13 protein-coding genes are annotated in these 15,362 nt (G+C 65.8%); 10 read left to right on the forward strand and 3 right to left on the reverse strand.

What is annotated here, in order from left to right:
- The first annotated feature begins 31 nt into the window (after nucleotides 1–31).
- Both ACT6QU_RS08965 and ACT6QU_RS08970 read left to right on the forward strand, forming a co-directional pair.
- Entirely contained in the window at nucleotides 32–514 is a 483-nt protein-coding gene (locus tag ACT6QU_RS08965) for an Lrp/AsnC family transcriptional regulator (protein ID WP_444565147.1), read from the forward strand.
- Nucleotides 515–578: 64 nt separating this feature from the next.
- Nucleotides 579–1,379, forward strand: a complete 801-nt coding sequence (locus ACT6QU_RS08970; RefSeq protein ID WP_444565148.1) for an IclR family transcriptional regulator — start codon at nucleotides 579–581, stop codon at nucleotides 1,377–1,379.
- Nucleotides 1,380–1,382: 3 nt separating this feature from the next.
- On the opposite strand, the gene ACT6QU_RS08975 is transcribed toward ACT6QU_RS08970, so the two are convergent.
- A complete protein-coding gene (locus tag ACT6QU_RS08975; RefSeq protein WP_444565183.1) occupies nucleotides 1,383–3,083 on the reverse strand; it encodes an FAD-dependent oxidoreductase in 1,701 nt (566 codons plus the stop codon).
- Nucleotides 3,084–3,115: 32 nt separating this feature from the next.
- Entirely contained in the window at nucleotides 3,116–3,868 is a 753-nt protein-coding gene (locus ACT6QU_RS08980) for an SDR family NAD(P)-dependent oxidoreductase (protein ID WP_444565149.1), read from the reverse strand.
- Between the two features lie 172 nt (nucleotides 3,869–4,040).
- On the opposite strand from ACT6QU_RS08980, the gene ACT6QU_RS08985 reads away from it, so the two are divergent.
- The 3 genes from ACT6QU_RS08985 to ACT6QU_RS08995 all read left to right on the forward strand — a co-directional run bounded on the left by ACT6QU_RS08985 (nucleotide 4,041) and on the right by ACT6QU_RS08995 (nucleotide 7,077).
- Entirely contained in the window at nucleotides 4,041–5,072 is a 1,032-nt protein-coding gene (locus tag ACT6QU_RS08985) for a TRAP transporter substrate-binding protein (protein WP_444565150.1), read from the forward strand.
- A 101-nt stretch (nucleotides 5,073–5,173) separates the two neighbouring features.
- The gene (locus ACT6QU_RS08990; protein WP_444565151.1) at nucleotides 5,174–5,743 is read left to right on the forward strand and encodes a TRAP transporter small permease subunit; all 570 of its coding nucleotides are present in this window, start codon (nucleotides 5,174–5,176) and stop codon (nucleotides 5,741–5,743) included.
- Nucleotides 5,740–7,077: a TRAP transporter large permease gene (locus tag ACT6QU_RS08995; RefSeq protein WP_444565152.1), complete on the forward strand. Its 1,338-nt coding sequence runs from the start codon at nucleotides 5,740–5,742 to the stop codon at nucleotides 7,075–7,077. Before ACT6QU_RS08990 ends, ACT6QU_RS08995 begins: the two co-directional genes overlap by 4 nt.
- 30 nt (nucleotides 7,078–7,107) lie before the next feature.
- Here the strand turns inward: ACT6QU_RS08995 and ACT6QU_RS09000 are convergent, their stop codons facing one another.
- The gene (locus tag ACT6QU_RS09000) at nucleotides 7,108–8,820 is read right to left on the reverse strand and encodes a thiamine pyrophosphate-requiring protein (protein ID WP_444565153.1); all 1,713 of its coding nucleotides are present in this window, start codon (nucleotides 8,818–8,820) and stop codon (nucleotides 7,108–7,110) included.
- A 217-nt stretch (nucleotides 8,821–9,037) separates the two neighbouring features.
- Between ACT6QU_RS09000 and ACT6QU_RS09005 the strand changes: the two genes are divergently transcribed.
- The 5 genes from ACT6QU_RS09005 (at nucleotide 9,038) to ACT6QU_RS09025 (ending at nucleotide 15,325) form a co-directional block, all read left to right on the forward strand.
- The gene (locus tag ACT6QU_RS09005; protein WP_444565154.1) at nucleotides 9,038–9,994 is read left to right on the forward strand and encodes a TAXI family TRAP transporter solute-binding subunit; all 957 of its coding nucleotides are present in this window, start codon (nucleotides 9,038–9,040) and stop codon (nucleotides 9,992–9,994) included.
- An 82-nt stretch (nucleotides 9,995–10,076) separates the two neighbouring features.
- Nucleotides 10,077–12,017 carry a TRAP transporter permease gene (locus ACT6QU_RS09010; RefSeq protein ID WP_444565155.1) on the forward strand — a complete coding sequence of 647 codons (1,941 nt, stop codon included), beginning with the start codon at nucleotides 10,077–10,079 and terminating at the stop codon, nucleotides 12,015–12,017.
- The gene (locus tag ACT6QU_RS09015) at nucleotides 12,014–12,802 is read left to right on the forward strand and encodes an IclR family transcriptional regulator (RefSeq protein ID WP_444565156.1); all 789 of its coding nucleotides are present in this window, start codon (nucleotides 12,014–12,016) and stop codon (nucleotides 12,800–12,802) included. Before ACT6QU_RS09010 ends, ACT6QU_RS09015 begins: the two co-directional genes overlap by 4 nt.
- A gap of 67 nt (nucleotides 12,803–12,869) precedes the next feature.
- A complete protein-coding gene (locus tag ACT6QU_RS09020; RefSeq protein ID WP_444565157.1) occupies nucleotides 12,870–13,889 on the forward strand; it encodes an amidohydrolase family protein in 1,020 nt (339 codons plus the stop codon).
- Nucleotides 13,886–15,325 carry an aldehyde dehydrogenase family protein gene (locus ACT6QU_RS09025; protein WP_444565158.1) on the forward strand — a complete coding sequence of 480 codons (1,440 nt, stop codon included), beginning with the start codon at nucleotides 13,886–13,888 and terminating at the stop codon, nucleotides 15,323–15,325. Before ACT6QU_RS09020 ends, ACT6QU_RS09025 begins: the two co-directional genes overlap by 4 nt.
- The last annotated feature ends 37 nt before the right edge of the window (nucleotides 15,326–15,362 follow it).

Here is a 15,362-nt window from a genome sequence, read left to right on the forward strand (position 1 = left end):
ATTACGCAATAGTGACAACATGAGCCTGAAAATGACCGAATTGTCCGCGTCCGACCGTCGGATACTGGCCGAGCTCCAGCGCGATGGCAGCCTCTCCAACGTCGCGCTGGCGGAAAGGGTCGGCATGTCGGCAAGCCCCTGCCTGCGGCGGGTGAAGCAGTTGGAGGCAGCGGGGCTGATCCGGCGCTATGTCGCGCTTCTGGACGAACGCAAGCTGGGCGTCGGGCTGACGGCCTATGTCGAGGTGAAGGTGCCGCAGGTGGCAGGCGAGGCGATCGTCGAGCGCTTCAAGGCGGCGGTGGCGCGCGAGCCGGCGATCACCGGCTGCTTCGTCATTGCCGGGCAGTACGACTTTCTCCTGCGCGTCGTCGCGCGCGACCTCGACGCCTATTCGCATTTGACGCAGACCGTGCTCCTGCGCCTGCCGGGCGTGCAGGACACGCGGTCGAGCTTCGTTCTCGAAGCCGTCAAGGACACGACCGAGCTGCCGATCGGCGGGTTCGGCCGGCCCTGACCTGACATCCGGTTGAGATTGCCGCCGCCCTGCGCTACCTCGGATCAAAGGGTTCGGAACATCCATGTCAGTGACGGAAAAGAAGAGCGGATCGCGCGGCGTCCAGTCGATCGACACGGGCGGGGTGATCCTTGATGCGCTCGCCAGCGCGCAAGGGCCGGTAAAGCTGCGCGATCTCGCCGAACGGACGGGAATGGCGGCCGCCCAGCTCCATCCCTATCTCGTCTCCTTCCGCAAGATGGGCATGGTCGAGCAGACCGAGGCGGGGCATTACCAGCTCGGCTCCTTCGCGCTGCATCTGGGGCTGACGCGGCTGCGCAACCAGAACGCCTATCGCGAGACGGTGCGCCGCGTCGCCGATCTAGCCGACCGCCTGCAACTGATGATCGCCATCACGGTCTGGGGCCTGCATGGGCCGACCATCGTCTACGTCCAGGAATCCTCCGCGCGCATCCATGCGAACGTTCAGGTAGGCAACATCTTCCTGATGACCGCGACGGCGACGGGCCGGGTGTTCGCCGCCTACCTGCCGCCGGCGGTGACGCAGCCGATGATCCGCCTCGAACGCTCGGACCGCACGTTGCTCGAGCGCGGACCGTTCGAATTCGACGAGATGCAATACTGGGACGAGGTCGCTGCGGTCAGGGCGCGCGGCTTCGAGGTCACGCGCGATCTGCCGATCCCGGGCGTCAGTGCGGTCGCCGCCCCCGTCTTCGACCATACCGGCCAGATGCAACTCGCCCTGACCGCGATCGGGCCGACCGCCATGATCGACCTTGCCGCCGATGGCCCGGCCGTGACGGGCCTGCTCGACTTCACCAGCCGCCTGTCGAGCGAGCTGGGCTATCGCCTGGACGCCGGCTGATCATCAGTCGTTGCCGCCGGCCAGGTGCCGCGCGGCGATGTAGCCGAAGGTGACGGCGGGGCCGAGCGTGATGCCGCCGCCCGGATAGTTGCCGCCCATGATGCTCGCCGCATCATTGCCGACGGAATAGAGGCCCGGGATCGGGCGCCCGTCGCCGTTCAGGACCTGCGCATTCTCGTTGCAGCGCAGTCCGGCGAAGGTGCCGAGATCGCCGATCACCAGCTTGACCGCATAGAAAGGCCCGTCCTCGATCGGGGCGACGCAAGGGTTGGGCTTGTGCTCGGGGTCGCCGAGCGAGCGGTTGTAGGAGGTCGAGCCCTTGCCGAATTGCGGATCGTCGCCGCGCCTTGCATGATCGTTGAAGGTTTCGACGGTACGCCGCAGGCCCTGCGGATCGACGCCGATCCTGCCGGCCAGCTCCTCCAGCGTCCTGCCCTCGAACAGATAGCCCGACTTGACGTGCCGGCGGAACGGCACCGGCGCCGGCTTGACGTAGCCGAGGCCGTATTTGCGCAGGACCCGGTGGTCGGCGATGAAGAAGGCACAGGTCTCGGTCTCTTCCTCACGGCAGCGCGCGGCCATCGCCTGGCAGAAATCGTGGTAGGAATTCGCCTCGTTGACGAAGCGGCGTCCCGAGCGCGTTACGGCGATGACGCCGGGCTTGGAACGGTCGACGAAATGCGGGAACGTGCCGAGCGTGCCGTCGGCGCGGACCGGCCGCGAGATCGGAACCCAGGCGGCCGCATTCGGCAGATCGTCGGCGACCGTGGCGCCGACGGCTTCGCCGAGCCGCAACCCGTCGCCGGTGTTGCCGGGAGGGGCGGGCGAGGCGTGCTCGTAGCCGGAAGGCGCGTGCGGGAACATCGCCTTGCGGCGCACCGGGTCCTGCGGAAAGCCGCCCGCGGCAAGGACGACGCCCTTGCGCGCGACGATCTCGACCGGCCCCTGCACCGTCTCGACGATCGCCCCGGTGATGCGGCCGGTCTCGTCCTTCTTCAGCTCGCGAACCGGCGCGCGCGTCCAGATCGGAACGTTGCGGTCGAAGCACGAACGGGCCAGCCGCGCGACCAGCGCATTGCCGTTCATCAGCCGCATCGGCCGGCCGTGAAAGGCCATGTCGCGCAGGAACTTCAGGAACAGCTTGCCGACATAGAAGGCTGAGACGGGCGAGCGGGTGACGTTGAAGAAATGCAGCAGTTCCTTGCCCGAACCGATCATCATGCCGAGAAAGGTGATCTCGGCGAGCGGCGGGCGCAGGCGCTTGATCTCGGGGCCGAGTTCGCGTCCGTCGAACGGGCGTGCGACGATCGACCGTCCGCCGTCGACGCCGCCCGGCGCATCGGGGTGGTAGTCGGCGAAGGTCGGCCCGAGATCGAACTGAAGCGCGGTGTTCTGTTCGTAGAAATCGACGGCTTTTGGTCCGGCGTCGAGAAACGCCTCGACGCGGCGTTCGTCATAATGCGCGCCGGTCTCGTGACGCATGTATTCGCGCGCCTGGTCGATGGAATCGGGCACGCCTGCGCGCTTTGCGGGGGCGTTGCACGGTATCCACATCCAGCCGCCCGAGCGCGCCGTGGTGCCGCCGAAGACCGGCTCCTTCTCGACGACGAGGACGTCGAGCCGGCGATGTGCGGCCGACACCGCCGTCGCAAGTCCGCCGGCGCCCGAGCCCACCACGAGCACGTCGCAGGAATGCTGTTTCATCTGCATGGTCTGTCAGTCCTTGTCGGTGCCGTTCACGCGGCCAGATAGCCGCCATCGACCGGCAGGAGGGTGCCGGTGACGTAGGTGGAAAGATGCGAGGCGAGGAAGAGGACCGGGCCGACCAGTTCCTCCGGCTCGCCGACGCGGCCGAGTGGCGTGTGCGCCATGAAGCGGCCGATCGCCTCGGGTGTCTCGCGCGTGACCTTGGTCATCGGCGTCGCGATGACGCCGGGAGCGATGGCGTTGACGCGCACGCCCTGCGGGGCGAGGTCGTGCGCGAGCGCGCGGGTGAACTGCAGCACGGCACCCTTGCTGGCGGCATAGGCGCCGAGGCCGGGTCCCGCCGAGACAGACATGATCGAGCCCAGATTGACGATCCGCCCCTGCGTCGCGCGCAATTGCGGCAGGAACGCACGCACCATGTTGCGGATGCCGTCGACATTGACCTTGAAGATCGCGTCCCAGTCGTCGTCGAAGCCGGCATCGTCGATCGGCGTGCGACGGATGATGCCGGCATTGTTGACGAGGATCGCGGCCCGGCCGAGATGTGCCTCGACGTCGAGCGCGAAGCGCTTGACCTGGTCACGGTCGACGACGTCTATCTCGGCCGCGAAGGCGGTGCCGCCGGCCTCGTTGATGCTGGCCGCGGCTGCCCGCGCCGATGCGCCGTTGACGTCACAGATCGCGACGCGGGCGCCGGCCTTGGCGAGACCTTGCGCGATCGCCAGCCCGTTTCCCTGCGCCGCGCCTGTGACGACGGCGACCTCTCCCTCGATGCCTCGCACGCTTCCTCCAAAATTCGTCAATTACAAATTCGTTTGACTATAGCGAATTTTTTGGTTGAGCCAAGCATGAGAATTTGCAAGATTGCGATCGGGCGCCGGGAGGAGGCTGGGTCGATCGTCGGCCCATTCCCGGCTTCGATGTCCGCGCTGGCGCGGTCCAAGGGAGGTCTTGATGAAACGTTGCATCGCCGCAGCCGCGCTGGCTGCATCCGTTGTATTCTCCAGTCACGCGATGGCTGAGAGCTTCGATCTGCAAAGCGTGTTCGGGCTGAACGTCCCGTCGATCGGGCCGAGCCCGGTCAACTGGGCCGAAAAGGTCCGTCTGATGACGGCCGGCGAGATCGACATCAAGGTCCATGGCGCCGGCGATTTCGTGCCGCCCTTCGAGGTGTTCGGCGCGGTGTCGAGCGGCGCCATTCCGATGGGCTTCGACTGGATCGGCTATTGGGCCGAGTCCATCCCGGTCGCCAATCTGGTCGGCTCGATGCCGTTCGGCCCGACGCCGGAAATCGCGCTCGGCTGGATGTTCGAGGGCGGCGGCGTGGAGATCATCCAGAAGGCCTATGACGCGCATGGCGTGAAGGTCATTCCTTGCCATCTCGTCGTGCCGGAAGCCGGCGGCTGGTTCTCCAAGGACATCAACACGGTCGAGGATCTGCGCGGCCTCAACATGCGCATCGCCGGCCTCGGCGGGCAGGCGCTGGCCAAGCTGGGCGCCAACACGCAGCTCGTGCCGGCCGGCGAGATCTACGTCTCGCTCGAGACCGGGCGCATCGATGCGGCGGAATTCTCGGCTCCGCAGCTCGATAAAGGCTTCGGCTTCCAGAACATCGTCAAGAGCTACTATTTCCCTGGCTGGCACCAGCCTTCGAGCTGGGACTCGATCATCATCAACATGGATGTCTGGAACGGCTTCACGCCGGAACAGCAGACGATCATGGTCGAGGCCTGCAAGGCGAACATCACCGAAAACATGGCCGATCAGCTCAACGCCCAGATCGAGGCGGTCGAGGAGATCGAGGCGGCCGGCGTCGAGATCAAGCGCTTCCCCGACGAGGTGCTGGCCGCAATGCGCGACGCCGCCAACGAGGTGATGCAGGAGGAAGCGGCGAAGGACCCGATCTTCAAGGAGGCCTACGATTCGCTGACCGCCTACATCGAACGCACCGCCCGCTGGGCCGAGCTTCAGGCGCTGCCGCGCTGATCATGCGCGCGGCCCGGCACGAAGCCGGGCCGCCGCTTGCAAACGCACGAAAAGCGCTCGATGGATAGGCCCGCCGGTTGGCGACGATGCGAGGAGGCGACATGACCAGGCTGATCAACGCGCTCTTCGACGCGCTCGTCCTGCCGGGAAAGCTGGTGGGCTGGCTGGTCCTGCCGCTGATCGTCTCCGTGTGCCTGACCGTGCTTGCCGCCAAGATCGGCTGGAACGCGTTCTGGCAATGGGGCGAGGCGATCCCGGTCCTCGGGCGTGGCATCACGGTCAACACGCTGACCGACCTGCAATGGTACATCTTCGCCATTCTGTCGGTGTTCGGCGGCGTCTATGCCTTTCGCGACAACCAGCATGTGTGCGTCGACGTGTTCTCTGCCGGCCTGCCGAAGAAGGTGCAGCTCGGCCTGCGCCTGTTCGGCGATCTCGTGTTCCTGCTGCCCTTTTGCGCGATCATCTTCTGGTATGGCTGGAGCTTCGCGCTGACGTCGTTCAATTCGGGCGAGGGCTCGACCTATGGCGGACTGATGGATCGATGGCTGATCAAGTCCATCATTCCGATCGGCTTCGCCCTTCTGGGCATCGCCGCCCTCGCGCGTGCGGTCCAGACGCTGCGTGACATCATTGCGGCCCCCGCGGCCGGCGAAACGGAAATCCGATGAGCGAATATCTCTGGCCGATGGCCATGCTGGCCGGGCTCGTGCTCGGCATCTTCTCGGGCTATCCGGTCGCCTTCGTCCTGTCGGGCATCGGCATCCTCTTCGCCGTTTTGGCCGGCGTGCCGATGCTGTTTCTGTCGACCGGCGTCTCGCGCATCTATTCGGGCATCCTGACCAACTGGCTCCTGATCGCGATCCCGCTCTTCGTCTTCATGGGACTGATGCTGGAGCGCTCGGGCGTCGCCGAGCGGCTCTTGAAGTCGCTCGCCGCCCTGTTCGGGCGGTTGCCGGGCGGATACGCCTTCGCCGTCGCCATCATCGGCGTGGTGATGGCCGCATCGACCGGCATCATCGGTGCCTCGGTGGTGCTGATGGGCATGATGGCGCTGCCGGCGATGCAGCAGGCGCGCTACGATCCGAAGATCTCGACCGGCCTCATCGCTGCATCCGGCACGCTCGGCATCCTCATCCCGCCCTCGATCATGCTGATCGTGCTCGGCGACCAGTTGCGCATTTCGGTCGGCGACCTGTTCATGGGCGCGATCGGGCCGGGATTGATGCTCGCAGGGCTCTATTTCGTCTACCTGATCGCGATCGCCTTCTTCCAGCCGCACCGCATGCCGGCGGGCGAGCCCGAACGGGCAGCAAGCCGCGGCGCGGCCGCAATCCAGCTCGCACGCGACCTCCTGGCGCCCGTCCTGCTGATTGCAGCGGTGCTGGGCACCATCATCGCCGGCATCGCGACGCCGACCGAAGCCGCCGCGATCGGCGCGGCCGGTGCGCTCCTGCTGGCGCTGATCTCGCGCCGGCTCGATTTCGCGACATTGCGAACCTCGCTGCGCGACACCACCAAGACCACCGCCATGATCATCTTCGTGATGATCGGCGCGACCATCTTTTCGGTCATCTTCCGTCGGCTCGGCGGTGACGAGATGGTAATCCACGCCTTCGACGCCCTCGGCACCGGGCCCTATTTCGTGCTGTTCGTCATCATGGCGCTGGTGTTCATCCTGGGCTTCTTCCTCGACTGGGTGGAGATCGCGCTCGTCGTGGTGCCGCTCGTTGCGCCGGTCGTGGCAAGCCTCGATTTCGGGATGCCGCAAAGCCAGGTGTTGGCATGGTTCGCCATCGCGCTTGCGGTCAACATGCAGACCTCGTTCTTGACGCCGCCCTTCGGCTACGCCCTGTTCTACCTGCGCGGCGTAGCGCCCGACGTCTCGATCGGCACCATCTATCGCGGCATCATCCCGTTCGTGCTGCTGCAACTGACGGCGCTGCTGCTGCTCATCATCTTCCCGCAGATCAGCCTGTGGCTGCCGGCCTATCTGGCAAGGTAGAGGGTGGCGGCAGGCGCCATCCGGATCACGCTAATAGCGATCCGAGATCGCGACGCGTACTTCGATCATCGCCTGCCGATTTTCCTCGCGGATGACTTTCAAGGCGCGTTGGAACGCGGCGGGAAGGTCGGCGCCGTGATCGACGCGCTCGACATGGGCGCGGTTGGCGGCGGCGAGCATGGTGTAGTCGGGCGCCGGTTCCAGCGAGGTCAGCGGCATCCGGTTGGCCTTGGCGGCCGCGCCCTGCGGGTAGGCATTGACGACGGAGCGGCGCACCGCGTTCCACATGCCGTTGTTCTTGACGATCGTCAAAAGCGGCAGGTCGAGCGCTTCGGCGATCTGGTGGCAGGCCGTGGGGTTGGCGAACATGTAGGAGCCGTCGCCGACGCAGGCGACGACGAGACGGTCGCGGTCGGCAAGCTGCGCGCCGAGCGCGGCGGGAAGCGCCCAGCCGAGGCCGCCCGAATGCGGGTTGCAGAAGACGCGGTTCGGGCCCTTCGCGTCGATGGCGCCGGGCACGATGCCGAGTTCGGAAAAGACGACGCCCTCGTCACCGAGAATGTCGGAGACGCATTTCGACAGCCATTCGGCGCCCATCGGCGAGGCTTTGCCGGATTCGATGGCATCGGCCATGGCGCGGCGGCGGTCCGACGAGCGGGCCGCGATCGCGTCGCGGCGGGCGCCGATTTCGAGTTGTCGACTGGCGAGTGCCGCATGCAGCGCTTCGAGCCCGGCGGCGGGGTCGGATGTGATGGCGAGAGCGGCCTGGTAGCCGCGGATCGGCATGCGCTCGAATTGCGGGTCGGCGCCCATCTGGACGATCTTCACGCTGGCATCGGGCCGGTGGACGGCCTCGATCCACGGCACGCCGCTGTCGACGACGAGGACGAAATCGGCGTCTTCGAGCGCCGCCTTCGGGTCGTTGCCGAGGAACATCGGGTCGGCGCTCGCCATGACGTTGCGGATCGCGAAGGGTTCGCACACGCCGACCGCGAAATCGGCTGCGAGGCGGGCGAGGGCCGTACCGACGCGACCTTCCGTGTCGCCGCGCTGGCAAAGAACGACCGGGTGCTTCGCCGCCGTGAGCCAGTCGGCCGCCTTCGCGATCGCTTCGGGGTCGGGGAAGGCGCGGGTTGAGACGGCCTGCGCGGAGGTCGCGCGGCCAACGGTTTCTGGAACGTGCTCGGTCAAAGGTTCGCGCGGCAGGCTGACATAGACCGGCCCGCAGGGCTCGGACCGCGCCAGCACGGCGGCTCGCTGGGCGAGGATTTCGCCCTGCTCGGGATAGCGCATCTCGTAGTGGAACTTGACGGTGTCGGCGACGAGCGAGGACTGGTCGTACATCTCCTGTCCGTACTGGATCGGCGTCATCCGCGCGCCCTTGCGGCCGCGCTCGGTGATCGGCGTGCGGCCGGACAGGACCATGACGGGGATGTTGTCGCTCGCAGCGTTGATGACGCCCATGACCGAATTGGCGAGGCCGACATTGACATGGACCATCGTCGCCTGCATGCGGCCGGTGACGAGGTAGTAGCCATGCGCCATGCCGACGCTCGCGGTCTCGTGCGGCACGGTTACCGGAACCGGCACGGATTGCGGGTCGAGGGTCGCGAAAGCCTCGATGATCGGCGGAAAATCGGTGCCGGCATTGGCGAACAGATAGTCGATGCCGCTCGCCTTCAATCCGAGAAGAAGGCTTTCGGCCCCCGTTTGCGCTGCAACGCCGCGTTCCTGACCGTCCATCGTCTCCACCCTTTCGTCGCTTCGCAAACTCGCCGGGGACGGAGCGGCAACGACGAAACGCACCGGTCCCGTCATTGCCGCAGCCTGTCTTGCCCCAAGGGTAAAAATGGCCTTGTCATCGGCACAAACGCAAGTGCATAATCGCACAAAATCTCTCTTTATGGGATTTTGTATCGTCTTGAGGTGGCGGTACGGAGGTAGAAACCGGAGGAAACCGATGAAATACGTTCTCGCCTCGGCCGTCATTGCGGCCGCTCTCGTCACCGGCGGTCAGGCCTCGGCGCAGGCCGTCGGCATCGCGACGTCGAACCCAGGCTCGATCTTCCACAATATCGGCACGGCCGTCGCCAATGCCGCCAATCAGGCCGGCATCAACGCGACGATCCAGCCGGCGACGAGCCCGAACCAGTACATTCCGTTCGTCGCCTCCGGTGGCATCGAGTTCGGCGCCGCCAACCTTCAGGAAGTGAACTACGCGCTCGAGGGCAAGGAATGGTTCACTGGCTCCGTCAACCCGGACCTGCGAATCGTCGGCCACGTCATGCCGCTGGTCGAGGCGATCTTCGTGCGCGCCGATAGCGACATTCGCTCGATCGAAGATCTGCGCGGCCAGCCGATGGTCGATGGCTACACGGCGCAGAACACCATCCTGCCGCAGCTCGACGCGATGTATGCGACGGCGGGCATGACCCGCGCCGACATGCAGCCGGTGCAGGTGCCGAGCGTGGTCGGCGGCGCGGATGCGTTCATCGCCGGCGACGCGGTCGGCTTCATCTTCGCTCATGGCGCCGGCAAGGTGCGTGAGGCGGATGCGGCCGTCGGCGGCCTGCGCGCGCTGCCGATCGAGGAGACCGAGGAAAACCTCGCGACCATCCGCGAGCACTGGCCGGTCGGCTTCTTCGCCACCATGGAACCGGGCCCGAACGCGCCGGGCGTCGAGGAGACCTCGACCTACTTCGCCTATCCGCAGGTGATCTTCACCCATGCCGGCGTCGACGAGGAAACGGTCTACCAGATGACCAAGGCCATCTACGAGAGCAAGGAAGCGATGGCGCAGACCTTCCCGCCCTTCAACGCCTTCGATCCTGCCGACATGGCGAGCGACATCGGCGTGTCGGAGTTCCATCCGGGCGCGATTCGCTTCTACAAAGAAGCCGGAATCTGGCAGGAATAGTCCCGACCGGCCGGGCGCCACGTGCGCCCGGCCCAGCCTGCCTCGGCGAAGAGCGCCCGATCCACCGATTTGAGTGTGCGTGATGAATTCTGACATCGAGAACGGCTCGCGAGCCAGCCTGCCCGAATCCGTCTGGCGGCCCTTGTCGGGCTTGCTCGCCGTGGCGCTGACGGCCCTTGCCATCGCCTGGGCGCTGGCCCTGCCGCGCACGATGGGGATCGCGTTCTATCCGCAGCAATTCATGTCGGCGATCCTGGCGCTCGCCCTCCCGATCGCCTTCCTGATGCTGCCGGCAAAGCGTGACAGCGAGCGCGTGGTCGTGCCTTGGTACGACTGCATCGCGGCCGTCCTGTCCTTTGCCGCGCTCGCCTATGTCACCTGGAACTATTCGGCGATCGTCAACCTGATCTTCGCCGGTCCGCCGCAGGCCTACGTTCCCGGCATCATCATCATTCTGCTTCTGCTGGAGGCCGTGCGCCGCGCTGCCGGCTGGGCGCTGGTGATCATCATCGCCGTCTTCCTGTTCTACGGCCTGTTCGGCGATCTCTTCCCCGGCCGCCTTGCCGGCCGGCCGCAATCCTGGGAACGGCTTGCCGGTTACATGGCGCTCGATTCGAACGGTATTCTCGGCCTGCCGCTGTCGATCGCGGCGACGGTCGTCGTCACCTTCATCCTGTTCGGCAACCTTCTGGCCGCCACCGGCGGCTCCAAATTCTTCACCGACGCCGCGCTTCTGGGAATGGGTCGCTTTCGCGGCGGTTCGATGAAGATCGCCGTCGTTGCTTCGGCGCTGTTCGGCTCGATCTCCGGTTCGGCCGTCGCCAATGTAGTCGCGACCGGCATCGTCACCATTCCCATGATCAAGCGCGACGGCTATCCGGCGCACAAGGCCGGCGCGATCGAGGCGGTGGCCTCGACCGGCGGCCAGATGATGCCGCCCGTCATGGGCGCGGCCGCCTTCCTGATGGCCGAATTCCTGCAGATGTCCTATGCCGAGGTCGTCCTCGCGGCGCTTCTGCCGTCGCTGCTCTACTACGCGGCACTGTTCATCCAGGCCGATCTCGATGCTGCCCGTCTGGGCATCTCGCGCGTCGCCAAGTCCGACATCCCGGACAGGAAGATCGTGCGCGGCGGCTGGCACTTCATCCTCGGCTTCGCCGTTCTGATCTACGGCCTGTTCGCGCTCAACTGGCAGCCGGAGCGCGCGGCGCTCGTCTCCTGCCTCGTCGTCATCGCCACCTCGCTCGTCTTCGGCTACCAGTCGAAGCGGCCGAGCCTGCGCGTCCTTTGGGAAACGATCCCGCTGACCGGCAAGAACGTCGTCGAGATCATCCTGATTTCGGCTGCCGCCGGCATCGTCATCGGCATCCTCAACGTCACCGGCCTGTCGTTCAACCTGACCTACGCGCTGGTGCAACTCGGCGGCGGCAACAAGTTCGTGCTGCTTCTCCTGTCGGCGGTGATCTGCATCGTGCTGGGCATGGGACTGCCGACGCTGGGCGTCTATGTGCTGCTCGCCGCGCTCGTTGCGCCGGCGCTGATCGAGGTCGGCATCAACCCGATTGCGGCGCATCTGTTCATCCTCTATCTCGGCATGATGTCGATGATCACGCCGCCGATCGCCATCGCCGCCTTCGCTGCTGCCGGTATCGCCCGCGCATCTGCGATGGCGACGGGCTTCGCGTCGATGAAGTTCGGCTGGGCGGCGTTCATCATCCCGTTCCTGTTCGTCTATTCGCCGACGCTGATCCTGGTCGGCGAACCGGCGGAGATCGCGGTCGCGGTGGTCACGGCGACACTCGGGGTATGGCTGATATCGGCGGCGCTGGCGGGCTATTTCATGACCCGTCTGCCGATCGTCATGCGCGCGCTCTTCACGCTGTTCGGGCTTCTCGCGCTGATCCCTGCCGGCACGTTCCCCGGCGCCGAATACACCGATATCGTCGGTGTCATCGGCGGCGTGCTCGTCATGGTCATCGACTGGCGCCGCGCTCGCGCGCTTACCCCACAGGCGGTGTCTTGACGAAAGCGGCAGGCAACAGTCTCGAAAAGGTTCTCGCCGTCCTCGAAGTCTTCAGCGAGGACCGTCTGGAATGGACGCCCGAGGAACTGATGGAGGAACTGGGCTACAGCCGGCCGACCCTCTATCGGTATCTGAAGACGCTGAAGGAGGCGGGGCTTCTGACCTCCATGCCGAACACCGGCTTCACGCTCGGCCCGAAAGTGGTCGAGATGGACTATCTGATGCGAAAGTCCGACCGGCTGATCATCAACGGCTCGGGGCATCTCAGGAATCTCACATCGAAATACAGTTGCACCGCGCTTCTGGTGCGCTGGTACGGTAACCGGCTGCTCTGCGTCGATTCCGATACGTCGACTAGGAACCCGCTCTCCTCCTATCCGCGCGGACGGCCGATGCCGCTCGGGCGCGGGGCGATCGCCCGCTCGATCATGGCCTTCCTGCCACGCCGGCACCTCGTGCCGCTGGTCGAGCGCACCATGGACGATTTGCGAGCCGTCGGCCTCGGCAACAGCGTCGAGGACGTGATGGAGCAACTGAAGAAGGTGCGAAAGGCGGGCGTCAGCGTCGCCTATGGGGAGGTGACGCCGGGTGTCGTCGGCATTGCCGCGCCGGTGTTCGATGCCGGCCGCAGTCCCGTCGCGAGCGTCTGCGTCACCATTGCCGGCAACCTCGTCGATGGCGCGGCCATTGAGCGCATCGCCGCCGACGTGAAGGCAACGGCGCGCCTTGTGACGGACTCGCTGCTGCGGGATCGCGTCGAGAACGACGAAAGCAAATCTCACTGAGTGAGATTATTTGTTGACTTGATGGGCGTCGCGAAGGCATCCTCCGGCTATTGCCGAGGGAGGTCCCATGAAGAAGATCGATATTTTCAACCACATCTGGCCGAAGCCGTTTTTCGATGCGCTGATCGCGCATATCGGTGAGATGACCGACATCACCATGCGCTCCGGCGCAGTGCCGATGATGACGGATCTCGACCGACGCTTCGAGGTCATGGACAAATTCGGCGAGGACTACCAGCAGGTGCTCTCGCTCGCCTCGCCGCCGCTGGAAAAGCTTGCCGGGCCTGAAAAGGCGCTTGAGCTTTCGAAGATCGGTTCGGACTCGATGGCCGAACTCTGCCAAAAGTATCCCGAGCGTTTCCCGGCCTTTGTCGGCACCGCGCCGATGAACAACCCCGATGCGCTGGTCGAGGAATGCCGCCGCGCGGTCGAGGATCTGGGCGCCGCGGGCATGCAGATCTTCACCAACATCGCCGGCAATCCGGTCGATCTGCCGGAATACGAGCCGTTCTTCGAATATATGGCGAAGGCCGGCAAGCCGGTCTGGCTGCACCCGGCGCGGGGCGAGAATTTCGCCGACTACAAGAACGAGAGCCGTTCCGAATACGAGATCTGGTGGACGTTCGGCTGGCCCTACGAGACCTCGGCCGCGATGGCGCGCATGGTATTCTCGCGCTTCTTCGACAAGTTCGAGGGGCTGAAGGTGCTGACCCACCATGCCGGTGGCATGATCCCGTTCTTCGAAGGCCGCGTCGGCCCCGGCTGGGACCAGATGGGCAAGCGCACGACCGACCGCGACCTGGCTGAAGTGCGCAAGGCGCTGAAGCGCCCGCATCTCGACTATTTCAAGGAATTCTACGCCGATACCGCCTCGTTCGGGTCGTCGAAGGCGATCGAGCACGCGATCGAGTTCTTCGGCGAGGACCGCGTCATGTTCGCCTCGGATGCGCCCTTCGATCCGGAAGGCGGACCGATGTATATCCGCGAAACCATCCGCATCCTCGATGAACTCGACATCTCCGAAGAATTGCGCGCCAAGCTCTATGAGGGCAATGCGCGCAAGTTCCTCGGGCTGGATGCGGCATGACGACCGCGCTCAACTATATCGGCGGGGAATGGGTCAAGGGCGCGGGCGTGCGCGACAGCCTCAACCCCGCCGATGGCAGTGTGCTCGGCTCTTACGAGCCGGGCACCAAGGCGCTCGCCGACCAGGCGGCGGCGCTTGCCCGCAGCACATTCGAGACGACCGGCTGGGCCTCGTCGCCGCGCCTGCGCGCGGCGGTGCTGTTCGAATTCTCCGATCGGCTGGAGGCGGCGAAGGACGAGATTGCCGATCTCGTCGTCGCCGAGAACGGCAAGCTGAGGCGCGAAGCGCTGGGCGAAACGATGGGTGCGATCTCGGAGATCCGCTACTATGCGGGTCTGGCGCGCACCGTGCTCGGCCGCACGCTGGAGACCATGCCCGGCAATTTCTCGATGATGAACCGCGAGGCGGCCGGCGTCGCCGCGATCATCGTGCCGTGGAACGCGCCGGTGACGCTGCTTGCGCGCTCGCTGGCCCCGGCGCTCGCCGCCGGGTGCACGACGGTGATCAAACCGGCGCCGCAGACGCCGCTGATTCATGCGCGGATCATGCACTGCCTTGCCGACTGCCCGTCTCTGCCGAAGGGCGTCGTCAATTCGGTCAACGAGCAGGGCTCGGAAGTGGGCGAGGCGCTGGTCGCCTCGAACGACATCGACGTCATCTCCTTCACCGGCTCGAGCGCCACCGGCAAGCGCATCATGGCGGGTGCCGCGCCGACGCTGAAGCGCCTGTCGCTCGAACTCGGCGGCAAGGCGCCGGCGACGGTGTTCGCCGACGCCGATCTCGATCAGGCGGTGCGCGAACTGACCAGCGGCTCGCTGGTGATGGCCGGGCAGATCTGCGTCGCGGCGGCCAGGTTCCTGGTCGAGAAGTCGATCGAGAAGGATTTCACCGACCGGATCAAAGCGGCGTTCTCGGCCGTGAAGGTCGGCCCCGGCGCCGATGCGCAGAGCCAGATGGGCTCTCTGATCGACATCGGCAATCGCGACCGCGTCTCTCGGCTGATCGAACAGGCCGGCGACGAGGGCGAGATGGTGCTGAAGGGCGGCGTGCCGAATGGGCCGCTGGCGCAGGGCGCGTTCCTGACGCCGACGCTTTTCAAGATCGACGACCTGGCCTCGCCGCTGGTGCAGGAAGAGCTTTTCGGTCCGATCGTCTCGATCGAGACCTTCGAGACGGAAGCCGAGGCGGTGAAGAAGGCGAATGCGACCGAGTACGGCCTGGCGGCAAGCGTTTTCACGCGTGACCTGAACCGGGCGATGCGCATGTCGCGCGCCGTTCGCGCCGGCACGGTCTGGCTCAACTGCCATGGACGGCTCTTCGCCGAAGGCGAGACGGGTGGCTATCGCCAGTCGGGCCTCGGTCGGCTTCACGGCGTCGAGGGACTGAACGACTTCCTCGAAACCAAGCATGTCTACCTGGAGGCCGGCGCGATCTGATCGCGCCGGACCCAACGCAATCAATGAACGGATGACG

The organism is Aliihoeflea sp., assembly GCF_052435475.1.
GTDB lineage: Bacteria > Pseudomonadota > Alphaproteobacteria > Rhizobiales > Rhizobiaceae > Aliihoeflea.